This window comes from Bombilactobacillus sp. ESL1094, assembly GCF_058107425.1.
The window spans coordinates 497,482-521,905 of sequence record NZ_JBYLUM010000001.1; the positions used below are offsets into that span (position 1 = coordinate 497,482).

The 24,424-nt window shown below is 39.3% G+C and carries 26 protein-coding genes, 1 other RNA gene and 1 other annotated feature; of the genes, 2 read left to right on the forward strand and 25 right to left on the reverse strand.

Features of this window, described 5'->3' with window-relative positions; translation table 11 throughout:
• Together AC3B5S_RS02640 and AC3B5S_RS02645 are read right to left on the reverse strand one after the other, a co-directional pair.
• Positions 1–1,164: a hypothetical protein gene (locus AC3B5S_RS02640; RefSeq protein ID WP_489757706.1), complete on the reverse strand. Its 1,164-nt coding sequence runs from the start codon at positions 1,162–1,164 to the stop codon at positions 1–3.
• Positions 1,165–1,509: 345 nt separating this feature from the next.
• Positions 1,510–2,736, reverse strand: coding sequence for a NupC/NupG family nucleoside CNT transporter (locus AC3B5S_RS02645; protein WP_489757214.1), 1,227 nt, complete (start codon positions 2,734–2,736; stop codon positions 1,510–1,512).
• A 349-nt stretch (positions 2,737–3,085) separates the two neighbouring features.
• On the opposite strand from AC3B5S_RS02645, the gene AC3B5S_RS02650 reads away from it, so the two are divergent.
• Positions 3,086–3,736: an HD domain-containing protein gene (locus AC3B5S_RS02650; RefSeq protein WP_489790041.1), complete on the forward strand. Its 651-nt coding sequence runs from the start codon at positions 3,086–3,088 to the stop codon at positions 3,734–3,736.
• A 122-nt stretch (positions 3,737–3,858) separates the two neighbouring features.
• On the opposite strand, the gene AC3B5S_RS02655 is transcribed toward AC3B5S_RS02650, so the two are convergent.
• The 12 genes from AC3B5S_RS02655 to AC3B5S_RS02710 form a co-directional block, all read right to left on the reverse strand.
• Positions 3,859–4,581 (reverse strand): alpha/beta hydrolase, encoded by a 723-nt coding sequence (locus AC3B5S_RS02655; RefSeq protein ID WP_489790042.1) that lies wholly within the window; start codon positions 4,579–4,581, stop codon positions 3,859–3,861.
• Positions 4,578–5,330 carry an acyl-[acyl-carrier-protein] thioesterase gene (locus AC3B5S_RS02660; RefSeq protein WP_489757211.1) on the reverse strand — a complete coding sequence of 251 codons (753 nt, stop codon included), beginning with the start codon at positions 5,328–5,330 and terminating at the stop codon, positions 4,578–4,580. The genes AC3B5S_RS02655 and AC3B5S_RS02660 overlap by 4 nt, the downstream gene beginning before the upstream one ends.
• Positions 5,327–6,208 carry a 16S rRNA (cytidine(1402)-2'-O)-methyltransferase gene (rsmI, locus tag AC3B5S_RS02665; protein ID WP_489757210.1) on the reverse strand — a complete coding sequence of 294 codons (882 nt, stop codon included), beginning with the start codon at positions 6,206–6,208 and terminating at the stop codon, positions 5,327–5,329. The genes AC3B5S_RS02660 and rsmI overlap by 4 nt, the downstream gene beginning before the upstream one ends.
• Position 6,209: 1 nt before the next feature.
• Positions 6,210–6,539 (reverse strand): DNA replication initiation control protein YabA, encoded by a 330-nt coding sequence (locus tag AC3B5S_RS02670; protein ID WP_489757209.1) that lies wholly within the window; start codon positions 6,537–6,539, stop codon positions 6,210–6,212.
• A 2-nt stretch (positions 6,540–6,541) separates the two neighbouring features.
• Positions 6,542–7,480, reverse strand: coding sequence for a hypothetical protein (locus AC3B5S_RS02675; protein WP_489757208.1), 939 nt, complete (start codon positions 7,478–7,480; stop codon positions 6,542–6,544).
• Positions 7,480–7,806: a cyclic-di-AMP receptor gene (locus tag AC3B5S_RS02680; RefSeq protein ID WP_489757207.1), complete on the reverse strand. Its 327-nt coding sequence runs from the start codon at positions 7,804–7,806 to the stop codon at positions 7,480–7,482. The genes AC3B5S_RS02675 and AC3B5S_RS02680 overlap by 1 nt, the downstream gene beginning before the upstream one ends.
• 2 nt (positions 7,807–7,808) lie before the next feature.
• Positions 7,809–8,447 (reverse strand): dTMP kinase, encoded by a 639-nt coding sequence (gene tmk, locus AC3B5S_RS02685; protein ID WP_489757206.1) that lies wholly within the window; start codon positions 8,445–8,447, stop codon positions 7,809–7,811.
• 69 nt (positions 8,448–8,516) lie between these two features.
• Positions 8,517–9,116, reverse strand: a complete 600-nt coding sequence (gene recR / locus AC3B5S_RS02690) for a recombination mediator RecR (protein WP_489757205.1) — start codon at positions 9,114–9,116, stop codon at positions 8,517–8,519.
• 17 nt (positions 9,117–9,133) lie between these two features.
• Positions 9,134–10,843, reverse strand: a complete 1,710-nt coding sequence (gene dnaX / locus AC3B5S_RS02695) for a DNA polymerase III subunit gamma/tau (RefSeq protein ID WP_489790043.1) — start codon at positions 10,841–10,843, stop codon at positions 9,134–9,136.
• Between the two features lie 152 nt (positions 10,844–10,995).
• An RNA gene (gene ffs, locus AC3B5S_RS02700) (signal recognition particle sRNA small type) lies at positions 10,996–11,083 on the reverse strand.
• Between the two features lie 107 nt (positions 11,084–11,190).
• On the reverse strand, positions 11,191–11,685 hold the full coding sequence (locus tag AC3B5S_RS02705; RefSeq protein ID WP_489757203.1) for a nucleoside deaminase: 495 nt from the start codon (positions 11,683–11,685) through the stop codon (positions 11,191–11,193).
• The gene (locus AC3B5S_RS02710) at positions 11,660–12,268 is read right to left on the reverse strand and encodes a class I SAM-dependent methyltransferase (RefSeq protein ID WP_489757202.1); all 609 of its coding nucleotides are present in this window, start codon (positions 12,266–12,268) and stop codon (positions 11,660–11,662) included. Before AC3B5S_RS02710 ends, AC3B5S_RS02705 begins: the two co-directional genes overlap by 26 nt.
• Positions 12,269–13,179: 911 nt before the next feature.
• Between AC3B5S_RS02710 and AC3B5S_RS02715 the strand changes: the two genes are divergently transcribed.
• Entirely contained in the window at positions 13,180–16,470 is a 3,291-nt protein-coding gene (locus tag AC3B5S_RS02715) for an Ig-like domain-containing protein (RefSeq protein ID WP_489757201.1), read from the forward strand.
• 68 nt (positions 16,471–16,538) lie between these two features.
• On the opposite strand, the gene AC3B5S_RS02720 is transcribed toward AC3B5S_RS02715, so the two are convergent.
• The 11 genes from AC3B5S_RS02720 to AC3B5S_RS02770 form a co-directional block, all read right to left on the reverse strand.
• Positions 16,539–18,077, reverse strand: a complete 1,539-nt coding sequence (locus tag AC3B5S_RS02720) for an ABC-F family ATP-binding cassette domain-containing protein (protein ID WP_489790044.1) — start codon at positions 18,075–18,077, stop codon at positions 16,539–16,541.
• 79 nt (positions 18,078–18,156) lie between these two features.
• The gene (gene rplL, locus AC3B5S_RS02725) at positions 18,157–18,525 is read right to left on the reverse strand and encodes a 50S ribosomal protein L7/L12 (protein WP_489757199.1); all 369 of its coding nucleotides are present in this window, start codon (positions 18,523–18,525) and stop codon (positions 18,157–18,159) included.
• Positions 18,526–18,555: 30 nt separating this feature from the next.
• Positions 18,556–19,065, reverse strand: a complete 510-nt coding sequence (gene rplJ / locus AC3B5S_RS02730; protein ID WP_489790045.1) for a 50S ribosomal protein L10 — start codon at positions 19,063–19,065, stop codon at positions 18,556–18,558.
• Between the two features lie 24 nt (positions 19,066–19,089).
• Positions 19,090–19,206 (reverse strand) — a sequence feature (ribosomal protein L10 leader region).
• Positions 19,207–19,224: 18 nt separating this feature from the next.
• Positions 19,225–19,908, reverse strand: a complete 684-nt coding sequence (gene rplA / locus AC3B5S_RS02735; RefSeq protein ID WP_489757197.1) for a 50S ribosomal protein L1 — start codon at positions 19,906–19,908, stop codon at positions 19,225–19,227.
• An 86-nt stretch (positions 19,909–19,994) separates the two neighbouring features.
• Complete coding sequence (gene rplK, locus AC3B5S_RS02740; RefSeq protein WP_489757196.1) at positions 19,995–20,420, reverse strand: 50S ribosomal protein L11; 426 nt, start codon at positions 20,418–20,420, stop codon at positions 19,995–19,997.
• A 379-nt stretch (positions 20,421–20,799) separates the two neighbouring features.
• Positions 20,800–21,348: a transcription termination/antitermination protein NusG gene (gene nusG / locus AC3B5S_RS02745; RefSeq protein WP_489757195.1), complete on the reverse strand. Its 549-nt coding sequence runs from the start codon at positions 21,346–21,348 to the stop codon at positions 20,800–20,802.
• 148 nt (positions 21,349–21,496) lie between these two features.
• Positions 21,497–21,670, reverse strand: coding sequence for a preprotein translocase subunit SecE (gene secE, locus AC3B5S_RS02750; RefSeq protein ID WP_489757194.1), 174 nt, complete (start codon positions 21,668–21,670; stop codon positions 21,497–21,499).
• A gap of 11 nt (positions 21,671–21,681) precedes the next feature.
• The gene (gene rpmG, locus AC3B5S_RS02755) at positions 21,682–21,831 is read right to left on the reverse strand and encodes a 50S ribosomal protein L33 (RefSeq protein WP_489757193.1); all 150 of its coding nucleotides are present in this window, start codon (positions 21,829–21,831) and stop codon (positions 21,682–21,684) included.
• A 35-nt stretch (positions 21,832–21,866) separates the two neighbouring features.
• Positions 21,867–22,478 (reverse strand): hypothetical protein, encoded by a 612-nt coding sequence (locus AC3B5S_RS02760; RefSeq protein ID WP_489790046.1) that lies wholly within the window; start codon positions 22,476–22,478, stop codon positions 21,867–21,869.
• Positions 22,479–22,551: 73 nt separating this feature from the next.
• Positions 22,552–23,958 (reverse strand): D-alanyl-D-alanine carboxypeptidase family protein, encoded by a 1,407-nt coding sequence (locus tag AC3B5S_RS02765; RefSeq protein WP_489790047.1) that lies wholly within the window; start codon positions 23,956–23,958, stop codon positions 22,552–22,554.
• Entirely contained in the window at positions 23,895–24,422 is a 528-nt protein-coding gene (locus AC3B5S_RS02770; protein ID WP_489757190.1) for an NYN domain-containing protein, read from the reverse strand. Before AC3B5S_RS02770 ends, AC3B5S_RS02765 begins: the two co-directional genes overlap by 64 nt.
• Between the last annotated feature and the right edge of the window lie 2 nt (positions 24,423–24,424).

Consider the following 24,424-nt stretch of genomic DNA (forward strand, 5'->3'; position numbering starts at 1 on the left):
TTATAATAACTTCAAAAAGATCGTCGCAATCACCACTGAGGCCAACGAAACTGTCGCAAAGCCCCCCACCAACATCTTGGGTAACATTTGATCTAACAAGTATTCATGCTGTTGCGGATCCTGCGTTAAACTATCCACTACTTCGTTGGTCAAGATGTAATCCATTGGAAAGCCGAATAAAGCAGTTAGTGAACAAGCAAAGGCCATTTGCCACGACATTTTTAAAGGTTTGGACAAAATAAACGAGATAATAAACATTCCCAATAAACCTAAAACAATTAACGTAAAAATCTGCACAATTAAGCCCAACACTTCCTGTGGTTTAATTAAACTCAATTGTGAAAATCCGTAAGCCAAAATTCCGTACATTAACCAATTATAGACGCCCGCTTGATTTAAAATTTCATCTTCTAAAAAGCCAATTTGATGAAAGATAACACCTAAAACCAAGCACCAGATACTGGAATTAATGCTTCCGTGCATCAATTGTGACAACCCATTACCTAACAAAGCCACCAGTGCCACTTTAGCTAATAAAAAAGCCGATGTTTGATAAGATTTTGGTAGTCGCAAACGTTGCACCTTCTCGGCACGCTTTTCGTTAGTTGCATTATCAGTTTCAGGTTTCGACGAGAAAGTTTTTAACAGTCGGTGACCTTCTTGTTTTAAAACCAATGAAGTCAAAGGATAACCGACCAAAGAATGCATTACCATCATCGCAATCGGTAACGCTGATAAGGCAATAATTCCTTTTTGCTTGAGACCTTCGGTCATCAATAACGCGGCCACAATTCCACCAGTTAATGGAGGGATCGCCGCTATCACAGTATGCCAGTTAAACAATAACGTTCCAATCGTTAACGTTAATAATAAAGTTCCTAACACCCCACTAATTGCAATCAAAACCGCTTTCCATTGTTGTAACAACTTCTTTAAACTCATCATCGTTCCCAAATGGACTAAGATGAAGGACATAAACATATTAACCGCCGTATTCGTATATGACGCATTAGCTGCTAAATTTTTTGGAAAAAACGTCCAATAGCCAATTAAAAATAAAATAGCCGTAACAAAAATTGAGGGCAAGTAAGCATGAGTCTTAGTTGAAACCCACTCCCCCACAAACATACAACACATTACTGCCAAAAATGATCCAATAATCATTAGCACTTGACTCACCCTCTTCTTTCAATAAAAAATTAGTTTAATTTAATATTATTTAATAATATTTGTCAACGCTTTTTTATTTTCTGACAACTAAGTAGGATAAATCGCAAACTTTTCCAAATCATTTTTTAATAATTATTCAAACTAAAATCTTCAAAAAATCATCTTTCCTCCAAAAAATTTTAACGGTTATTCTTTTTCTTAAGCTATTTAATTCTCTGAAGACTAAAAAATTTCCATCAAAATATTCTCCTCATTTCTTAAATTTGGACCAAAATAAAAAAATACCCGTCTAATTGCCGAGTATTTTTTTAAAGTATTCTTAGAACTAAACTTATTATTTTACCAAACGAATAATCCAACTGTTGCTGCCGACAAAAGTGAAACTAAAATTCCAGACAGTAACAAATAACTAATATTTTTAGCGATATAATTGTTTTTCTCACGATCAATCAAATCTTTAAATGCCCCAATAATCATGCCAATCGTTGAAAAGTTAGCAAAGGAAGTTAAAAAGACGGTTAAGATGGCTTGATAATGTGGCGCCAAATCATGAATTGTTTTCGTAACTTTACCCATGACCACAAATTCGTTCGTCACTAACTTAGTTCCCATGTATTGAGCAAATTGAAAGGCATCGTGGACATTGAGCCCCATCAACCAAGCAAACGGGAACATGACAATTCCCAACAAGTGTTCCAAACTTAACCACGGATTGATAATTCCTAACAATTTATCAATCAAAGCTGCTAAGGCCACAAAGGCCACAACATTAGCCGTAATAATTAACACTAATTTACCAGCAGCTAAAATCGAATCACCTAAAAATGAGAAAAACGGTTCTTTTTCATTGCTACCAGCTTCTTGGTCAGCGTCATTAGCTTGACCACCAACAGTGGCAATTGTATCCTCACTCGGAGTAACTGTTACCGGGTTTAAAACACTAGTAACAATAATGGCATTAATGATATTCACAGGAATCGCGGTCAACACGTATTGTCCGGGCACCATTTTGGTATAAGCACCAATAATCGAAGCCGTCACACAACTCATCGACATCATCGCAATGGTTAAATTACGTTCCTTACTCATTTGCCGTAACTGAAGACCTGAGACTGCTAAGGCTTCAGTATTACCTAAAAACATCATTTCTACAGAAAAGAATGATTCAAAGCGGGGTTGACCAGTAACTTTAGCTAAACCTTTGCCAATCCATTTAATGACCCACGGTAGAAAACCAATATAAGTCAAAATATCAAACAGTGGAACAATCAACAAAATTGGCATCAAAACACTAATCACAAAGTCCATGTTTTTGACATGCACCATGCTTGGCAACGCGAACGCAATTCCGGTATAAGCTACTTGAACAAGTTGATTAAAACCTTCCGCAGCTCCGGAAACAATGTCCCGCCCAATGGCAAAACTAGTTAAGAACCAGGCAATCACTAAATTGATGATTACCATGATAATTACTGACCGCCAATTAATTGCCTTTTTGTTTTTCGAAAACAAAAAAGCTACTCCAATAAAGACCAGTAAACCAATTGCATTAACAATTAAGTACATCGCTCCTTCACTCTCCTATATTATCAGTCTAAATATATCATTACATTTTTTTTCGACGGTGGCAACGGAACTTTACTACAATTTATACATTAGATTTTACTAATTTAACCAAAATATCAAATTTAAACTATTTATTTTTTAATCATGCCGCTACTGTTTTCTCATTCTGATCTGACTTCACTTAAATGAGAAAAATCTTGGATTAGCTCAAAAATTCGCCATAAAAAAATTTTTCAACAATAACTTTTGATATAAAAAATTAAAGCCATTTCCTATAACTAATAAATTGTCATGCTATAATGGCTGTGAATTTTTGCCGTATCAATTGAAATAATATATGGAGGTCTGCATGCAATTAACCCAGATTAAGCGATTTGCTAAAAATAATTTAAAAAACGATGTTAGTGGTCACGACTACTGGCATTTACAACGTGTTGCTAATTTAGCCACTACACTCTATCAGACTGATCACCAGTTAGACTCTACGACCAAAGATTTGCTCACGACGGCCAGTTTCTTACATGAAACGACTGACGAAAAACTGGTCAAAAATCTACAGCAACAACAACAAACAGTGCAAACATTACTAATCACAGCCGGTTTTGACCATTTGCAACAACAAGAAATTCTGCAAACAATTAATAATTTATCTTTCGCTCACAACCTCGCACACCACCAAAAATTGCCCGCCTGGGGATATTATGTACAAGACGCAGATCGCTTGGATGCTTTAGGGGCAATTGGAATTGCCCGGGCTTTTGCCTATGGTGGTAGTCACGAACAGGCAATTTACGAGCCAAATATTCAGCCTATTCAGCTCACCAGCCAACAAAATTATCGTCAACATCCGACGACGACCATTAATCATTTTTATGAAAAATTATTGCACTTAAAAGATTTAATGCAAACCGCTGCCGGACAAGCCATTGCCCAACAACGAACACAAATCTTACAAAATTTTTTAACTGAATTTTTTGCTGAATGGTCTGGGCAAAAATAGCCAAAAAAGCTGAGATAAAAAGAAAATACCTTTCTTCTTGTCTCAGCTTCTTTATTGAGTTTGCAGCAAACTCTTATAGATATTGTCTGGAAACAAACTGCTCTAAAATTTTTGAAAACTATTTACCACAAGAACTGACCAATCTCTGATCCGATCACTGCTGGCTTTGAAGCCGTTAATTCTTGATACTGTTGTACTCGTGGTTTCAAAATTGTTTCGAGCGAATGTGCCGTTAAATCAGTAGTTTGCTGTTGAATATTTAAGACCCGCACGTTACTTTTCAGGTGATGCCGCTGGTGCCAAAAATAATCTAAATCTTGAGCTGGAATTTTGGCAGTAGTGATATTAACTTGCCGTTGTAATTGTGGCAAAGTTGTTTGTTTAGCTGCTTGTACCTGGTAAGCTAACGTTACTGTGTTGCCTGCGTCTTGAGCAACTACATTATATTTTTTAATGCGGTATTGTTGTTGTAATTGGGACAATACTGTCTTCAGATTATGTCCCATTTGTTGATAGCTCAAAGTAGTAGCTTTTTGCATCGTAACTTTAATCAAAGGATGGTGCACCTTCGTTTGCCAATTACCATGCCAGGTAACTTTACCTTGCGGTGAAACCACCGCCCTTAATACGGTCTGCGCCTGATTATGCTTGTTAGCGTATTTCATTAACGATCTTTTAGACTTCTTAGCTTCTTGCACATAAAGTGTAGGAATACTTTGGGCTTGATTGACACTGTGCGGTTGAGTCGAACGCCATGATAAGACTGCCAGCAAAATAAAAATAACTACTAGCGCCAAACCTAATCCTAAATTGTGCCCCCGCAACTGCGCATGCTCTTGCTTCATTGATCAACCTCATCTCTTGAGCGTTTTTGCCAGACAGCTTGCGCCTGTGCATTGACACCAATTGCTGTTTTAATCAAATGGTGGGTTGTTAATTGCTCTTGTTGGACAAAGCTCTGTACCATTTCCCCATAAGGAACTTCACGTTCATATTTAATATCAAATTGTCGCAAACGATATTTTAATAAAAACTCACGCCCTAATGCATCCATCATCCAGTCTAAATAAATCGAATTATTCACATGACCATTAACATCAATATCCGCAAAACGTGTCCGGTAAGTAACGGGTTCATTAACATATTCAATTAAATCTATCCGCGGAAACCGCCAAATTTCATTGGAGTAAGGACAAGCCAAGCGCTCCATAATTTGGGGGTCAATCGCTAACATCTTACGTGTTTGAATATCTAACATCACCCAATTACTGGTTAATTTAACTAACTGTTCACCAGCCATATTTTGCACAGTAAAAGTCCGATAACAAAAGAACTTATTATAACTGTTGGCTTGCGTGGTAATTTTGATTTGTTCATTCAGTTGCGGTAAATGGGCAATTTCTAGGTGATACTTAGTGACCACCCAGCCTAAACCTTGCTGCACCATTTGTTGGGAATCAATCTGAACTTGATGTAATTGATGCTCAGATACTAATAAAATTTCATTAAATAAACTGGATAAATTCATTTCACCAGTGGAATTAATATCGTAGAACGGAACCTTGATTTGTTCCGCAAAGATTTGTGAATTCATACTTTCGGCTCCAATCTGTGATAACTGTTATAAACTTGTTGACGTGATAACTGCTGTTGGTGAGCTACTTGCTTAATAGCGGCATTGGGCTTTAAACCTGTATCAATTTGTTGTTGCACTAAGGTGCGCACTTGCTCACTAGATAATGCTTCATGACTAACTGGCTCTACAGTTCTCCCAGCAACAATGATAACATACTCACCACGCGGCTGATGGGTTGTGAAATAGTCCTGTACTTGTGCTAAACTGCCACGTAAAAAGGCTTCGTGAATCTTCGTTAATTCCCGCGCTAACACGACTTGGCGTTGTTTGCCTAACGTCGCAATCAAGGCCGCCACGGTCTTGACTACCCGATACGGTGATTCATACAAAATAAAAGTCGCGGACAGTTGCGCTAATTTAGCTAACTCCGCTTGCATTTGGGACGCTTTCCGCGGTAAAAAGCCATAAAAATAAAATGGTTGCGGTAATAATCCCGAAGCAATGAGTGCTGTTAAAGCGGCGTTGGGACCAGGCAAGGGAACCACTGGAATTTGAGCTTTAATACAAGCTGCGACCAGTTCTTTACCAGGATCACTAATTGACGGCATTCCGGCATCACTAACCTGCGCAATCTTGAAGCCTGCTTGTAATTTAGCTATGAGCTCGGGCAAACGTTGCTGGGTATTATGTTCGTGAAAACTAATTTGAGGTGTCGTAATTTGAAAATGATTGAGCAATTTTTGTGTATTTCTGGTATCTTCTGCGGCAATCAAATCTACGTCCTTGAGTGTTTGAATCGCTCGTTCACTCATATCTTGTAAATTACCAATCGGTGTGGGTACCAAATATAAGCAACCCGTAGCTGCCGCTTGAAAACTAGCTACTTCTTGAATCATTTTATTTTGGCCCCCGATCACCATAAATTACGTCTAAACAAAAAGCGCATTCTTCATTGTTCTCACGGTGGGCACCATACATAACGGTACAAACATGAAAACCTTCTTCATAAAGTTTTTCTAAAGTCCGCCGCGCATGTGGTAATTCAGGTTCTTTTTTGGGATCCATCTCTGCCAGACGATTACGTAAATGTTCATTTTCAATTTTCAGCTCTGCATTTTCCTCTAAAACGCGTGAAACATCATCTTTCATGGTTGCCAAGGCAGTAGTTAAATCCTGAGCCACTTGTTGTAGTTCTGCAAACTTTGCATAATAATCTGTTTGTTTCATAATCAACTTCCTTTAATGGGCGTTGTTGCTTGTAAAGCTAAAAGTTCCAAACAATTTTCAAAACTAACATTAGCATGCCATAACTTTTGCGAATGTAACAGCTGCACAGTCAAATGCGTAATCCTTTGCAAGCGGGGCGCATCGGCCACACTAGCTTGTAACTGTTTGGTTAACATAGCTTCAATCAAGCCCCAAAATAGCGCTTGTTGGGAATGATTTTCAATTAACGGCACCACTTTTGCCGCCACATTCACAAAAGCTTGCCACGGCTTGGTTTCTAACAATTGGACCCAAGTTTGACTAGTTTGCTTTAATTTCGCAAATTGTTCGCCAGTCAAATCATCCGTGATTAAGCTTTCTAAATGAAAAGCCGTAATCATTTTTTGATCTGGTTGACTAAAAGAACGTGCTTGTAAAGTCTGTGCCAAAGTCAAATCTTCATGTTCCTGCAGATTAAAAACTTGAACCCGTGACAAAATTGTCGGCAACATGGTCGTTGCACTATCAGTTACCAAGATCGTTGTCACTCGACCACTGGGATCTTCTAAAAATTTCAATAAGCTGTTAGCCGCTGCCGCCGTTAGTTTTTGTGCCTGTTCAATCAGTAACAAGCGGCGCGTACTTTCAACCGCACTTTGCTCTAATTGCTGCTTAGCTCCGCGGATTTCATCGACGCCTAAACTTGCTTTAGTGGTCGATAAACGCAAAACATCTGGAAAATCCCAGTGTGCAATCCGGCGACAATGATCACACTGTAAGCAGGGAAAACCGGCTGCAGTATCTAAGCAATAAATGGCTTGCACAAACCAAACACTTAAAGCTTGCGCCTGCAAAAAATTATTGCCCGCTATTAAATAAGCATGAGAAATATGTTGCTGATCAACCTGTTGGGCTAATTGTTTCGTTAAGGCTGGTTGTTCTTGAATAATCGGTGCAGTCATTAAAAATGAACCAGCTTTTCTATCGGTAAAATAAAGACCGTAGCGCCCCCAACAGTCACTTCTACTGGTTGTTCCGGAATTTCACCGAGCATATTCGTCGCAATGGCTGTAGAAACGTATTCTTGGCGTGTTTTAGAATTATCATGAATTAAAGTTAACAATTCGTCCACCCGTTCATCCGCAATTCCAATTAAAAATGTTGAATTACCATTGCGCAAAAAATTTCCGGTCGTTGATAAACGCGTTGACTGAATTTGAGCCTGATTCAGTGCCTTACTTAATTTAGCATGGTCTTTATCTTGAACGATTACAATTACTAGTTTCATAATTAGCCCTCTTTTGTGAAAACCGTGGTGATTTCTTGGAGACAAGCTGCTACTACTGCGGCTGGTGTTTGAGTCGCATCAATTTTTTTAATCCGTTGCGGATTTTGTTGCCATAATTTTAAATACGCTTGGTGCACCCGTTGATGAAAAGCCAACGTCTCTTGCTCCAAGCGATCAGTTGCCGTCGCTCGCTGGCGTTTAATCCGTGCTAAACCGACTTCGGGCGCCACATCAAAGTATAAAGTCAGCTGGGGCATCACGTTTTGCGTGGCAAACTGATTAATCTGCCAAATTTCGTCCGTACCTAACTGTCGTCCAGCACCCTGATAAGCAATCGAACTATCTACATAACGATCACTCAAAACTATCTGACCTTGAGCTAAAGCAGGTTCAATAACATCCACTAAGTGTTGGCGCCTTTGCGCAGCATATAATAAAGCTTCCGTACGCGCATCCATTTGTGTGTTATCAACATCTAAAATCAATTGGCGAATCTTTTCAGAAATACTACTACCGCCTGGCTCGCGTGTCAAAAGCACTGGCTGGTGCAACAACTGGGGCAATTGCTTTGCGAGTTGCTGAGCCGCAGTTGATTTACCAGAACCATCTGGTCCTTCTAAGGAAATAAAAATTTTCGGCACAGCAATTACCTACTTTCTTAGTTTATAGTTTTATTGTACAAAAGAAGTCCGTGAACGAGAAGTTTTTTCTTAAAGTTGTTGTCGACCTTCGACTGCCCGCCGCAACGTCATTTGATCAGCATATTCAATATCGGCGCCGACAGCTAAGCCGTGCGCCAAGCGGGTTACCTTAATGCCCGCCGGTTTAATCAATTTAGCTAAATACATCGCAGTGGCTTCACCTTCTGGTGTGGCATTAGTTGCGACAATCACTTCTTGAAATTGCTGATTTTGCTTTAAACGCTCTAATAAATGTTTGATTTGTAAATCTTCAGGACCTACACCATTAACTGGCGACAAGACGCCACCCAAGACTTGATATAGTCCATTATAACTTTGCATATTCTCCATCGCCATAATATCTTTGGGTTGTTCAACGACTAATAACTGGCTGTGATCCCGACTAGTACTACTACAAATTTCACAAGGTTCTACATCAGTAATGTTGCCACAGATTTGACAATAGTGTAGCTCGGTTTTGACAGCCGTCAAACTTTGCGCAAATTCACTGACATCTTCTTGATCCATTCCAATTGTAAAAAAGGCCAACCGCGTCGCCGTTTTCTCACCAATTCCTGGTAATTTCATATATGAATCAATTAATTTCGTCACTGGACGAGGATATTGCACGTTCACAACTTCCTTTCTTAATCATGATCAACTTCCACTAAATCATCGCCAAATAAGTCTTGGGCTTTTTTGACTAAATCGACAGTTTCTGATTTTTTTTCCGCATGAGTAGCACGGACATCATGCCCCTTTAAAAAATCTTGCCGAATTTGGGGCCAATCTTCTGCCGCTACTAAGACCACATCGGCATCATTTTTCAACAACTTATCCAAATTATCTTTCAATAACGCTAACATTTCTTGATTACTCATCACGCGCTCAAACCAAAGCGCATAATCAAACGAAACAACCACTCCTTCGGCACTGGCGGCCACGGGTTTGGAAACTTTCATCACGGCTTTTTGGGTCACATTTAACATACTCATTAAATCTGGCCAAATATCTTGGACTTGAGTTAAAGCTTGGCGTGTGGCTGATTGTAAAATTTGATTAATTTTAGCTTGATCAACATGAACTGATGCTTTGGGCTTGGCTGTTTGGGGCCTAGTTTGAACTTTACTGTTTTGCGCGGTAGTCGCTGACGGCTCAGTTGTTGGCTTTACTTGTTGTAATTGTTGCACTTGTGTTTGTAAACTTTGCACTTGTGCTTGTAACTGCTGTAATTGGGGAAGTTCAGCGCCTGGGGCCGGAGTTTTCGGTTGTTGTAATTGTTCAATTAATTTAATAGTCAAGACTTCTAAATAAATCGACGGTCGATCAGCTGCGCGTAACTCCTGTTGTGTTTGAGAAACTAACTCAATCAACTGATACAATTGATCGGTGGTAAATTGATCCTTTAAGGTTAATAACTGTTCCGACACCAGTGAGCGATCTAAGTCCGATAATAAATCAACATCCGTTTTAGCCAATAATAAATCCCGGGCTGTTGACATTAAAGCGTCCGTCAAGCGCTTGGCGGAACGTCCACTAGCCATAATTTCGTGCAGGCTAGTCAAAGCTTGGGCGACGTCGGTGGCAGCCAAAGCCTTAAAATAGGTTTCTAATTGTTGATTATCTAAAGCCCCCGTGACTTCTAGCGCATTCTCTAACTGCAATTGTCCTTGCCCCAGCGATAAGGCTTGATCCAAAATACTTAAAGCATCCCGCATCCCACCTTCAGCTGCTTGAGCAATTAAGTCTAATCCTTGCTCGTCATATGGCACTTGCTTCTCTTGCAAAATTAATTTCATGCGCGCCAACAAATCCCTGGCACCAATCCGGCGAAAATCAAACCGCTGTGTCCGCGAAATAATGGTTGCAGGCACTTTTTGTGGTTCGGTAGTTGCCAGAATAAAAATCACTTTGGCTGGCGGTTCTTCTAAAGTTTTTAACAAAGCATTAAAAGCGCCTGTCGATAACATGTGTACTTCATCAATAATATAAACCTTATATTCCGCCTGCGTTGGGGCATACTTAACTTTATCGCGAATATCACGAATTTGCTCCACACCATTGTTGGAAGCCGCATCAATCTCTAAAACATCATTCAAGCTGCCATTAGTAATGGCTTGACAAATTTCACACTGATTGCAGGGCTCACCATTATCTTGATGCGGACAATTGACCGCTTTCGCCAAGATTTTGGCACACGAAGTTTTGCCAGTACCCCGCGGTCCTGTAAACAAATACGCATGACTAACTTGTTGTTCACTAACGGCATTCTTTAGTGTTGTAGTAATCACTTCTTGACCAACAACATCGCTAAACTTTTGTGGACGCCACTGCCGATATAACGCCTGATAAACCATTGAATACCTCCCCAATTAATTATGTTGCTTACTTTTAGAATTGCTAATTTAATATTACGTCAAACTTCTATTAATTCTCACATTGATTCAATACTGGTCATATTTCATTATAATAAAAAAACCCTTAGCTAAACAGCTAAGAGCGTTAATAATCATATCAAAAGGCACATGACCGCACTTACTTAGTGCTGCTTTCTCTCGAACCTGACACGATTCATAAGCCAATCATTGCCTCTGGCCTTACGGCAAAAATAATTATAGCTTACTTTGCAATAATTGACAAGTAAAATTAGTATCTAAATTTTTACAGACATTTTTATACCGGCTTTAACTTGGTTTCCTATGGATCACTTACGGATTTCGCGAAAAAAATTCGTTAATAACTGCGCACATTCCGGCTGCAAAACCCCACCTTGATAATGAGGACGGTGATTATACGGTTGCTCAAATAAGTTCACTAACGAGCCAACCGAACCCGCCTTAGGATCCCAAGCACCAAAAATCACATTATTAATGCGACTATTAATAATTGCGCCAGCGCACATCGCACACGGCTCTAATGTCACAAATAACGAGCACTGTTCTAAGCGCCAGCTTTGTCTTTTCTGACAAGCGGCATCAATTGCCAGTAATTCGGCATGAGCCAAAGCATCTTGCTTAACTTCGCGTTGATTAAAGCCCGTCGCCAGCACTTGGTGTTGAACTTCATCGACAATCACAGCACCAATGGGCACTTCCGCTAATTGGCGCGCTTGATTGGCTGCGGCAATGGCCTGTTGCATATAAGCTGTTAATTGCGTTGGTGTATATAATTCCTCAATCGTGGGTCTTAAGACTTTCAATAATATAATATCCTTTATCTCGTTGAATAATCGTGGCATTACCAAATGTTTGTTGCATTAATTTTTGGTAAGTCTTGGCTCCTTGCTTTTTTTGGCCAACAAACCAGAACTGGCCTTGATTTTGCAAATGTTCACTGGCCTGAGTAATCATTGTACTAACCACCTGTTTGCCGGCACGAAACGGCGGATTCGTATAGATGGCTGCATAATCAGTTTTGCTCACTTGGCGATAACTATCCGAAGCGAAAATTCGCACATTATTAATGGCATTGAGCTGTGCATTCTTGCGCGCCAAATCCAGTGCTCGTTCATTTAAGTCGACTAAGTCCACCAACCGACCTGTTTCCTGAGCTAACGTGAGCCCAATCGGGCCATAGCCACATCCCAAATCTAATAAATCCCCCGTTGGCAAATCTTGCAAATTAATGGCCGCGAGTAACGCGCGCGTGCCATAATCAATCGTTTGCTTGGAAAAAACTCCGCTATCCGTTTGAAATTGCAGTGTTTGCTGGCGTAATTGAAACTTAAATTCTTGATAATCATGCGCTGATGTGGGCTGATTGGTAAAATATTGTTCCGCCAAATCATTGACCTCCTGTTAATCATTACATATTTAGTATAACTAAAATTCGCTACTAGGGAAATTTGAAATTAATTTTGCCCAAAATTGAGGCAACTTTTTCAACTCCAACTATGACTTTTTAATTTTGTTACTGCTGGAAAATAACCGCAAAATTGTTCTTAATTATTCCAATCTACTAAATTTTAAAAAAATTTATCAGCCAGAACTAAAATTAAGAACTAAAAAACAAGCAACTACCTCTTAATCATCGTCGTTGAATGACCTTGCTCACTCTTGAACAGCTTAACGCAACTAACTATCAGAATCAGCATTCTGAGCCTAAATTAATTACGATCAATCAATTCTACATGTGCTTTTAATAGCATTAACAAAATTTTACCTATTATTTATCCCAAAAAGTTTTTGGGTTAAGTTTTGCTTCTACAAAATACTATTTGTCAAATTCATAATATTTTTTACTATAAAATGCGCCGTTGACGGGTCATTAACTAATAGTTATGGTTATTATAATTAATTTATAAATAATATTTAGATTAATGATCCTCAGGAGCCAAGCTATCTATATGTCAATCAAAATCAACCACACTCGTGGGAATTTCATAATCAGCCTTCTTTATTTTAATTTCTGTTACTCTGGCGCCTTACACATAGCCTCCTGTGCTAGGCCACCGTTAAACCAAATCATTCCTATAAAAGGTTTTCCTATTAGTTCAGCAACCCACCTAATCTCCTATAATCTTATCTGCAATGCTCACTTGCCGGTATTCGAACATGCAACTAAGCGCTAATTTAATAATTACGCTTAGCTTTTTCTTTGCTCAATTCCAAAACAATTAAGCAAAATGGACGATAACTTTTTAAAAATTATGAAAAACATCAACAAAATAAAATTTATTTGAGGAGTGTCTAAAATGAAAAATCACCAAAAATTTCAATTGGTTATTTATGTATACACCATTATTATTAGTTTGTTCTGTACCACCACGCTCCACGCTGAAGACAATGATCATTCAAGTGAAGAATCTGCCATGGCCGAAATTATTCACAATCAAGGGTTGCCTAATAGCTTTGTGAATGATTTGATTAACAGTCCCCCGACCGCGAGTACCTTTGCTGGCGATATTAACGATCCTGACTTTCAAGAGATGCTAGATCTGCAAGCTAACTCGGACACTGACCTCCAAAACAAACTCATGTATAAAACCACTCACCACCCCGCAACTACAGCGGCTGGTACTGTCAGTGTCAGTACTTGGAATGATTTTTGTACCCAAGTGAAAAATCCCAAAGTCCAAACAATTATTCTGACCAATAACCTCGTGGCTAGCACCCAATCTGCGCATGTTACTTCAGATAAGACCATTGATTTTAATAATTACCAAATTAATACCACTGATTGTACAATTTCATTAGACCAAGGTACCACAACAGTGAAAGACGCTTATGTCACAGCCACAACTACCGCTGCCAAAATGTACTATAGTTTCACGGCTACTGGCGGTAATTTAATCGTTCAAGACACGCCAATCAATAATGCTACAACGCCTGCGGACATCAATAATGCTACTACCAATAGCACAATTAGCAATGGTGGCTTTTATAGTTCCGAAGCCGCAACTGCTCCTGTATCCATCACTTTTGATCATGCCAATGTTTCTCAACAAATGCCCGCCAATTTAACTACCTCTAGCGCCACTAATACTTCTGTGTACGCAATCGTCTTAAACAGTAGTGTCGGTAGTCAGTTAAATATTAATAGTAGTAAGATGCAAGTTAAAGCTAATAATTATCTGATGTTCCCCGGAATGAGCAAGAATTTAACTGTTGATAAAAGTATTAGCATTAACAACTCCACGATTAATGCAGTACAAGCATCCGCCAGTTACACCAATTACGACAACTTTTTTATTAATGGTGACAATAAAAATACGTATACTGGACTTAATTTGAACATTATAGATCACTCCCAAATTAAAGTTAATTATAGCAATAATAATGATCTGAATTCGTCCGGAGTCATTCGTTTGTATGGTACGGGTTCCCTGCTTAAAATGGCTAGTGGTTCTAGCCTCGATATTAAAAATATTAATGGTCCGGCCGTCAGCATTTCTGGCACCGATAGTAAATTCGAGGTAACGGGAACACCAGACGACAAAACAACCAGTCTTAATATCACACGAGGTACAGGTACTGGGGGCGTCAGCCTCAATCCCGCCATTCGCTTCATCTTGACTGGGGGAATGCTCTTTGATATGCAGGGCAACGTTAAAGTTAACGTTTATCAAAATACTCAAAGTTCGAATGCGCCAGGTATTCGCATGTATGGTACCGGCAACCAAGTTTCCGTTTCGCAAGGTGCTGAATTTAATTTACACAATAATTCCACTGCTGGTTCTCCCGGAACTGGTGATGTTGGTGGTGAAGGTATTTTATACACTGGTAGCACTGGGGGCGCCACGTCTAATTCCTTTACTTTGCGCGATCCAGATTCTCAAGTGCTTGTCGACGCTAATAATGGACCTGCCATTGCCTCGCCTTCACTACCATTAAAGATTGATGCCGGCGTTTCCAGTAATGATTCGATTTCGTTTGTAGCGCGCGGCAATTATCCTAAAAATGCTATTTTCTCTGCGAATAGTAATGACCTCAACTTCAATATGCCGTATCCACGTTATTTTGATTTTCAAAACCGCGCTCCGAGTGGTAGTAATAGCTATTTATTTAACGGTGCGAAGACGAGTCTGTTCAACCATAAAGCTCTGCCGCTACAAGTTTGGGATAGTAATAGTGACGTTAACGGTAATCCTTCCGGTAATTGGGCCCACGTGGGCGCTACTTACCAATCATCTTCGGCTTCTTCGACCTTTGACACCGTAGTTCCCAGTAGTGACAGTGACCCAAGTGACGCTAGTAATTTTAAACAGTATTTAGACACGCCCCTAGGATCTGCAAAGGGCTTAACTAAGATTATCCGCATGACTGCTAATGTCACCCCCGGCAAAGTTAGCTGGTTGCAAGATCAAAATAATCAGTTTATCCATCCAGCTAATACGGATAAATATATTTGGTTACAAGCTCAAGTTCCTGCGGAAAACAGTGCCTTCCGCCCTGCATTGGATAATGAAATTCATGCGGACTTACAAGTCACTTTACCTGATGGCACTGTCCAAGAATTACATGGCCTGTCCAGCACTCAAGAAACTTATTATGACAATACCAATCTCAAAGGTGCTATTAAAGTGGCTGCTCCTGGCTTAAATTTACTGCCTACGGGTACCAAAATTAAAATTTTGCGCGTCTGGCGAAATGGAACCTACGAAAATGGCAAATATAGCTCCAGTGCGATTGTCTCTGAACCCCAAAAAGATTTTGATGACAGTGAAAAAATCGTCATTAATAAAACTCCCCCTGCCCCCGCTAAAGTCTTTCATGCGCAGTCGACTTTAACCGATCATCATTCAACTACTGCTCTGAACACCATTGTTCCGTCAACTACCAGCTTATCCGGAACTGGTGCTGCTAACATGCAAGTTTCCTGGCGCGTTTTAAATGCGGATGGTAGCATTCATTATGAGTCAACTCCTGCTGAAAATACTACAGTTGATAGTGCCGGGCAATGGTCTTTAACCAAAATTCACGGGCTCAGTTCCGGACAAAAATTACAAGTTGTTCTCACTGACGCTGACCAGAACTCCAATCCGCAAGTTACCACGGTTTATCATGATACGACTTTCCCAGCAGCGACCACTTTAACTATCAAAGGGGATCTGACTATGCAAGTTCCGAGTAGCTTAGATTTTGGCACCCATATGTCGGCTGATCGCAAAAATTTGCCTATGAAAACTATTACTGGTAATTTAGCGGTCACTGACACAGATCATCAAGAAGCTAACTGGACGGTCGCTGTCCAACTAGCTAACCAATTAGATGATGATTTAGGAACGGGGAATTTACCACTATATTATGGTAATAATGGTCTGAGTACTCAAATAACAGCGACGCCAACAATGGTCTTTCAAAAAATCGCTCCTGATCCCAATGATAACATCTTAGATATCTCACAAACTTGGACGACCAGCGCTAACTCAAGTGCTGCAACTCCTCAAGGACCATTCTTAAAAAATACCAGTGCAACACCTACGCTGCCAAATACCAATCATCATGGTCATTTAACTTGGACCTTGACCAATAGCTTAACTTAAATACAAAAAGCTTGAACACCGTGTTTAACAACTTTAAACGCAGCGCTTCAAGCTTTTTTACATGCTAATTATTGTAATAATTGTTCAATATCTAAAACTTTACTAATCCACGAACTATCATAAAAATCCGTTTCGTGCGTTATCAAAATGACTGTCCCCGGATAATTAACTAAAGCTTGGCGCAAGGCTAACTTACTATCATCATCCAAATGATTAGTCGGTTCATCTAAAAACAATACGTTGGCAGGTTGGAGCATCAATGCGGCCAACTTAACTTTGACCTGTTCACCACCCGATAGTGTTTTGACTGCCGAACTAGCTTGTTGACTCGTCAAGCCCGTCTGCGCCAAAGTTCGTCGAATAATCCGCGGTGGCTGTTCACTAAAGCGCTGTTCTAAAATTGCTAACGGACTCGCTAGCGGCGTGGACCAATATAAACTTTGCTCATAATAAGCACTAGTAATCGTTGCTGCTAACTCTACTTCTCCACCTAACGCCGGAATTAAACCTTGAATGGTTTTTAATAGTGTGGTTTTACCAATACCGTTAAAGCCTTTAATAACAACTTTTTCACCCATAGCCACCGAAAAATTCAATGGTTGTGCTAATAATGGTTGTTGATAACCAATTACTAGATTATTGGCTTCCAGAATGACGTTGGCTTTACTAGCGACATATGGAAAATTAAATTGGGCAATTTGCCGATTAGCTGGTGGCGTTAACTTATCCATTCGGGCTAATTGCTTTTCACGACTGCGGGCACTTTTCGAGCGCGAACCGGCTTTATTTTTTTGAATATAAGCTTGTGTCTTCGCAATTTTCTTTTGTTGGCTGGCGTAAGCTTTTAAATAAGTCCGTTGATCAGCGGCTTTTTGACGTAAAGCTTGCTTTAACGTTCCCGTATAAGTTTTAATTTGCCCTAATTCAACGTCGCAGACTTTATTGACAACCTGATCCAAGAATTGATAATCATGTGAAACGACCACAAAAGCGCCGGCAAAATTTTGCAAATATTCAGCCAGCCAAGCAATATGTTGTTGATCCAAATAATTAGTTGGTTCATCTAATAATAAAATGTCGGGTTGTTCTAGCAACAATTTTGCTAAAATTAACTTCGAACGTTGCCCCCCACTTAACTCAGCAACGTCATGGTCATAGCCTAAGGCATCTAAACCCAGCCCCTGCGCTACCTGCCCAACTTTCAAATCAATATCGTAATAGCCATTGGCTTCTAAAGCGGTTTGTAATTGACCAGCTAATTCCAAATCATCGGCACTCGGCGTTGATTGTTGATAGATTAATTCTAATTTCTGAGCTTGATCTAACAATGATTGAAAAGCCGTCGTTAAAAATTCCCGCAAGGTTTGGCCCGGTTTTAGATTAGCATACTGGTCCAAATAACCAACCTGAATTTTTTTCTTCCAAGTAATTGTGCCATTATCTGGCGTTAAAGCCCCCGTTAAAATATTAATTAGGGTACTTTTACCAACGCCATTTTGTCCAATGATTCCCAAATGATCTTGTTCATTAACTTGAAAACTCGCATCGGTATATAAAGTTTTATCTAAAAATTGTTGACTCAAATGTTCAACGCGTACAATACTCAAATTCTACTCCTTTAAAAAGTTATTTTAAGCAAAAAAGCTACCGAATAAAAATTCGGTAGCTTTTTCGATATAACAATGACTATTTCAAAGTTACAGTAGCGCCAACTTCTTCAAGTTTAGCTTTCATATCATCAGCATCAGCTTGAGCTACGCCTTCTTTGATAACTGAAGGAGCTTTGTCAACTAAGTCCTTGGAATCCTTCAAGCCTAAGCCTGTGATTTCACGAACAGCCTTGATAACCTTAACTTTTTCTTGGCCAGCTTCGGTTAATTCAACATCGAATTCATCTTTAGCGGCAGCAGCATCGCCACCAGCAGCACCAGCAACTGCAACTGGAGCAGCAGCTGAAACATCAAATTCTTCTTCGATTGCCTTTACTAAGTCGTTTAAATCGGAAATACTTGCTTCTTTTAAGGAAGCGATAATTGAGTCTTTATCGAAAGCCATTTTTATTCCTCCAATGGATTATAAATTTAATTAAGCAACGTCGCCGTCTTCATTTTCTTTATCAGCGATTGCTTTAACAGCATAAGCAACTTTGCGAATTGGATCTTGCAACATTGAAGCAAGAGTAGCCAACAATTCGTCGTGACTTGGCATATGAGCATATTCATCAATTTTGGCTAAGCTTTGAACTTCACCTTCGATGATACCACCCTTGATTTCCAAGACATCAGCAGTTTCCGCAAATTTAGAAATAGTCTTAGCAGCAATAATTGGATCTTCATAAGAAAATGCTACCGCTGTAGGACCTGTGAAGGCTTCATCTAAACCTTCAAAGCCAGCTTTATCAGCAGCCCGCCGTAACACAGAGTTCTTAATAACTCGCATCTCTACGTCTTCAGCACTTAATTGGCGCCGTAATTCTGTTACTTGCGCAACATCTAAGCCTAAATAGTCAACAACAATAACTGATTCAGAACGCTTGATCTTATCAGCGACTTCATCAACTAATTCTTGTTTAGCCTTTAAAACAGCATCTTTCACGTGATTTCACCTCCATAATTATTTCTACCTAAAATTAAAGGACACCTCAGCAAAGCAAGATGTCCTAACGAATGCATCTAGCCTCGGCAGGATATTAAGGCATACTGCCACCTGAGTCTTAGGTAGTTTCTGTTTAGTAATTTAACATTAATTAATTAATTAGTCAACGTTAACTTTGATACCAGGGCCAAAGGTCGAAGTTAAGTAAACAGAGTTTACATATTGACCTTTAACTGTTGCTGGACGAGCTTTAACAATCACATCGTTTAAAGCATTAAAGTTAGCAACTAATTTATCAGTATCAAATGAAATCTTACCTAACGGAGCATGAATCAAACCTTGAGAATCAGCCCGGTAAGTTACTTGACCAGCTTTGATATCATTAACAGCTTTAGTAACGTCCATGGTAACTGTACCAGTCTTTGGGTTTGGCATTAAACCTTTCGGTCCTAAAATTCGACCCAAACGACCAACTTTAGCCATCATCTTTGGTGTTGCAACAACAACATCGAAGTCTAACCAGCCATCAGTAATTTTGTCAACTAAATCATCATCACCAACATAGTCAGCACCAGCTGCTTGCGCATCTTTAGCTTGTTGACCATCAGCAAATACAACGACCCGTTGAGTCTTACCAGTACCATTTGGCAAAACCATTGCGCCCCGAATTTGTTGGTCAGCTTGTTTAGTATCTAAGTTCAAATTATAAGAAACTTCAATTGTTGCATCAAAGTTTGCATAGTTAACTTTCTTTAATAAGTCCATTGCTGCTTGTGCATCGTAAGCTTTGTTTTTATCAACTTGCTTAGCAGCTTCTAAATATTTCTTTCCATGTTTAGCCACGTTCGAGTTCCTCCTTGTGATTGTGGTCAAGTGGGTTTTACCCCTCCCACTGTGACAAGCTCTTGATTGATTAAAGTTAGTGAAGATTAACCTTCAACTGTAAAGCCCATACTCCGTGCTGTTCCTTCGATCATCCGCATAGCGGCTTCGACATCATTAGCATTCAAGTCTTTCAGCTTTGTTTCAGCAATTTCACGTACTTGATCTTTAGTAACTTTCGCTACCTTTTCGTCACGAGGATTACCGGAACCCTTCTTGACACCAGCTGCTTGCATCAATAATACAGCTGCTGGTGGCGTCTTGGTAACAAAATCAAACGAACGATCTTCATAAACTGTGATCACTACAGGAATAATCATCCCTTTTTGATCAGCGGTCCGTGCATTAAAATCTTTCGTAAATTCAACGATATTAATTCCGGCTTGTCCTAAAGCTGGACCAACTGGAGGAGCTGGTGTTGCTGCTCCACCTGGAATTTGCAATTTAACAACATTTGCAACTTTTTTAGCCACGGTACATACCTCCTTAAGTCCGTGATGTGGTCAAAAATGGGAATTGAAATTTTCCCTCCCACAGAAATGTCTAAGACATTCTTAGACAGAATAACATAAATTTCAATGATATACAAATTACTGCGACAAAGAACGGTTTTTAACTGAGCACTAACCTAAACTAAGTCCTTAAGTGGTATTTTAACTTGAGAACTTAGTTGTAGTTAGGCGCAAATTTTTGTTCTTTGAAGTGGCTTATGTCAATTACTGCGACAAAGAGCGCTTAAAAGCCGGAAATTAACCTATGATAATGGCTTAAGCAACCTTTATGCTTGAGTTATTCTCCATAGTTAAATATAAACTTTTGCTCCTTGGAACATTAAGCAATATCACCTTGTCCTCAAGCCTTGGTGATACTTTGATAATCAATTTCCGCTTCGGTCATTCGTTCAAACATATTAATTTCAACTTTGACCTTACCATGTTCATTATCAATTTCGGTAATCGTCCCTTCCATTCCTGAGAACGCACCACCGTCTTGAATCTTAACCACTTCTCCTACTTCAAAATCAATATCATATGGCGTTTGATCTTGCTGCATCGTATTTAAGATTGCATCAACTTCTTCAGGCAAGAGTGGCGCTGGCTTGCTTCCAGCACCGTGGCTTCCAACAAATCCTGTAACACCGGGAGTATTTCGTACCACAAACCAAGACTGATCAGACATTACCATCTCGACTAATACGTAGCCAGGGAAAGTTTTTTTCATTTCCGTTTTTGTCTTACCATTTTTGGTTTCTGTTTCTTGTTCTTCAGGAACAACTGCTTGAAAAATATAGTCTTCCATGCCCATTGATTGCGCCCGTGATTGCAAATTTTCTTTAACACGATTTTCATATCCGGAATAGGTATGTAAAACATACCACATTTTTTGATCTTGTTCTGCCATTAATCTAACCTTCCTTAGTATTCAATCAAACAAAAAAAACCTCGTTTCAACGAAGTTTTTATTAAGCACTGTTTATAGCATAGCAAATTATGGAATAAACTACAAATTATTCAAAAAGTTTCAACTGTAATCTAACCGGTCTTGGTAATTAGTGAGAAACAAACAAAGTAACAAGCGTTTGGAACAACCAATCACAAGCGCCCAAGAAGAGTGCAAAGAAAATAGAAGTTAAGATCACCGTCATCGTATCATGACGATTTTCTTTAGCTGTGGGCCATTGAACTAATTTCATTTCTTGCATAACACTTTTTAAAAATTTCATTAACAATCCCTCTATCTAGTTTCCTGATGAATCGTGTGCTGATTACAATGGTTACAAAATTTTTTAATGGTAAAGCGCTGCTTACGGTCAGTCGCTACTAAAGTGTGATAATTGTGTGCACCACACACGCTACATTCCAAAACAACTTTAACTCGTTTCATTATATCACCTACGTCAATTTTTAACTATACTGACTCTAAGATGGAGTGTCAAGACCTAAGCGCTGGTAAAACGCCAAAAACTTTAAGCGACTTCGCTGACTAGCTTGGAGAATCTGCGTTTTCGAATAAGCGGAGTGTCGTGTGACTTGCTCTAAGTCAGTCCCTAATAAAAAGCGCAAGCCTTGTAACTCCACTAACGACAATTGTTGCAGCATGTGGGGAAACTCTGTTGACAAAAACTCTACTTCATTTTTGAACGTCGTCAATTGCCAACACAAATCATTTTCCAATTCTGGATTAGCCTGTGCTAAAGCTTCCATTGACACAGCATTAACGTTTGTTTGCCGCTTTAATGCCAATTGCTGACGCACTAAATTAGTCCAATGATTTTGTAAACGCAACTTATAAAAACTCCCAAAACGTGATCCTTGACGCTCATCAAAGATTTGACAGGTTTCTAAACATACAATACGCGCCTCTTGCCGCCAATCATCTCGATCAAATAGACGTAAACGATATTTTTGACTGGTACTTTCAATCAAAGGTAAATATTTTTGCACTAAACATTCTAATGCCTGCGAATTATTGTGTTCACGTACCAATTTAATCCATGCCAATTCTTGTTGAAGCGCCTGCTTAGCTATCATAATATTATTTAATTTTTAAAGAATTCATGGATAATATAGCAAATTTAATTTCATTTGATAAGCGAACGAACGTTTAAAAATTTGATAAATAAATAACTTTTTGTGAGTTAATAACTTTTTTTGCAGTAATTTTAGGATTTTTTTGCATAACATTTGCATGATAAGCATCTTGTAGCACTGGTTTAGGCTGACTAGTTGTCCATAAAAATTGCTTCTGAGAGCCAGACCAATGCCTAATTGCGACTTTTTGTAGTTGCAAATGCGCTTGAACAAAATTCAAGATCGCCGTGGCTTGACTAAAGCGCGCGGCATCACTATTTGCATGTAAAATCACCAAAATTACTCGTCGCTGGTGTAACTTAGCGGTGGCCACTAAACCAGCACCAGCTAAATTACCAGTACCGGTTTTTAAGCCATCAACTACATAACCTTTAGTAGCAAATTTACCGCCAGGTACTAACTGGTTAGTATTGGCTAATTCGTGTTGACCTAATTGCATTTGCTTTGGCTTCGTTAAGTTTAAAATTTGTGGATCAACTTGTAACAATTTTTGTGTGATTTTAGCTACTGCCACTGCTGATAATTCATTTTCAGTGGCAGTTGTTTGTGGATTATTATTGACCGCTGGATCCATGGATCTAGGCAGACCGTTAGCATTAACAATTTGATATTTGGTTAAATGTAACTTCTGCGCTTGTTGTAACATTTTTTGCACAAATCGTGCTTGACTACCGTACAGATTTTGACCAATCACCATAATTGCATCATTAGCGCTAGCTAGCATCGCTGCCTGTAATAATTGCTGCACAGTATAACGTGCTCCCACCTGCAGATGAGCACTACTTAAATTAGGCTTTTTTTCCAAACCAGCAATCACCGAGGAAGCTACCATAGGCGTTTGCAAAGATAAATGGCGCTTCTTTAGCGTGTACTCAACAGTTAAAACGGCTAATAATTTAGATATTGAAGCAACAGGCTGGCTCACGTGCGCATTTTTTTGCCACAAAATTTGTCCCGTCGTTTGATCCACCAAAATTCCTGCCATCACATTCTGAAACGCAGGACTGACAACATGATAGTTATCTTTTGGCAATGGTACCGCCGTAGCCGTAATTTGCTGACTTAGCTGTTGCAAACGCTGGGCTGTCTTTTTGATCTTCGGTAAAGTTTTAGTTGTGGTTAATTGGTTAGTGGTCGCCGTCAATTGATCCCACTTTTGCTGATTAAATTGTTTTTGGGCGGTAGTTAATAACCGAATTTGGTGCAAATAATCTTTGGCAAGTGTGGAATTACTTTGCCGTAAGACAGTTTGTGCAACTTGATAGTGGCCATTTTGTACTAATTGCTTAGCGGCTAACAAATTCATCTGCTGCCGTTGTGTGGAACAGCCCACTAATAATAAAATCAGACAAAAAGTTAAGAATTGGAAGATAATTGGTCGCGTAAATGTTCGAGTTCTTTTAATTGATCTTCCCTCCATGGACTATTGCGCTGAATGTCCCGGTCAAAACGTTCGCGACTTTCTTGGTGTAATTGTTGGCGCATTTCTTTAATTCGTTTATATAATTCATACGATGGAATCCGAATCGCCCCCCGCGAAAAAATCGTCCATTGGACTGCTTGATCCGAAGTAACGACCGTGACTTGATTGGTTAATATATTGAGTTCGTTACTCAAGTTTTGAATATAGGTATCGGCGGTCACATCTTCCGGTGTAAAAATTACATCAAGATCCCATTTGGTAAATTGTTCTTTTAAACCAGGAACATACATCGCATCAAACACCACAATAATTTGCCCTTCAAAAAACTTGCGATAATCCGCCAATGTTGCCAATAATTGATCACGCGCATCTGCCAGTAAATCCTGCTGCTTTAATTTTTTCAATTGTGGCCAACTGCCAATAACATTATAGCCATCTACAATTAAGATATTCTTTTTCATAT

Bases quoted from the DNA above. Each gene is read 5' to 3' on its own strand.
- AC3B5S_RS02640 (WP_489757706.1), bottom strand. From the start codon at position 1,164: ATGATTATTGGATCATTTTTGGCAGTAATGTGTTGTATGTTTGTGGGG.
- AC3B5S_RS02645 (WP_489757214.1), bottom strand. From the start codon at position 2,736: ATGTACTTAATTGTTAATGCAATTGGTTTACTGGTCTTTATTGGAGTA.
- AC3B5S_RS02650 (WP_489790041.1), top strand. From the start codon at position 3,086: ATGCAATTAACCCAGATTAAGCGATTTGCTAAAAATAATTTAAAAAAC.
- AC3B5S_RS02655 (WP_489790042.1), bottom strand. From the start codon at position 4,581: ATGAAGCAAGAGCATGCGCAGTTGCGGGGGCACAATTTAGGATTAGGT.
- AC3B5S_RS02660 (WP_489757211.1), bottom strand. From the start codon at position 5,330: ATGAATTCACAAATCTTTGCGGAACAAATCAAGGTTCCGTTCTACGAT.
- rsmI (WP_489757210.1), bottom strand. From the start codon at position 6,208: ATGATTCAAGAAGTAGCTAGTTTTCAAGCGGCAGCTACGGGTTGCTTA.
- AC3B5S_RS02670 (WP_489757209.1), bottom strand. From the start codon at position 6,539: ATGAAACAAACAGATTATTATGCAAAGTTTGCAGAACTACAACAAGTG.
- AC3B5S_RS02675 (WP_489757208.1), bottom strand. From the start codon at position 7,480: ATGACTGCACCGATTATTCAAGAACAACCAGCCTTAACGAAACAATTA.
- AC3B5S_RS02680 (WP_489757207.1), bottom strand. From the start codon at position 7,806: ATGAAACTAGTAATTGTAATCGTTCAAGATAAAGACCATGCTAAATTA.
- dnaX (WP_489790043.1), bottom strand. From the start codon at position 10,843: ATGGTTTATCAGGCGTTATATCGGCAGTGGCGTCCACAAAAGTTTAGC.
- AC3B5S_RS02715 (WP_489757201.1), top strand. From the start codon at position 13,180: ATGAAAAATCACCAAAAATTTCAATTGGTTATTTATGTATACACCATT.
- rplL (WP_489757199.1), bottom strand. From the start codon at position 18,525: ATGGCTTTCGATAAAGACTCAATTATCGCTTCCTTAAAAGAAGCAAGT.
- nusG (WP_489757195.1), bottom strand. From the start codon at position 21,348: ATGGCAGAACAAGATCAAAAAATGTGGTATGTTTTACATACCTATTCC.
- secE (WP_489757194.1), bottom strand. From the start codon at position 21,670: ATGAAATTTTTAAAAAGTGTTATGCAAGAAATGAAATTAGTTCAATGG.
- rpmG (WP_489757193.1), bottom strand. From the start codon at position 21,831: ATGAAACGAGTTAAAGTTGTTTTGGAATGTAGCGTGTGTGGTGCACAC.
- AC3B5S_RS02760 (WP_489790046.1), bottom strand. From the start codon at position 22,478: ATGATAGCTAAGCAGGCGCTTCAACAAGAATTGGCATGGATTAAATTG.
- AC3B5S_RS02765 (WP_489790047.1), bottom strand. From the start codon at position 23,958: ATGGAGGGAAGATCAATTAAAAGAACTCGAACATTTACGCGACCAATT.
- AC3B5S_RS02770 (WP_489757190.1), bottom strand. From the start codon at position 24,422: ATGAAAAAGAATATCTTAATTGTAGATGGCTATAATGTTATTGGCAGT.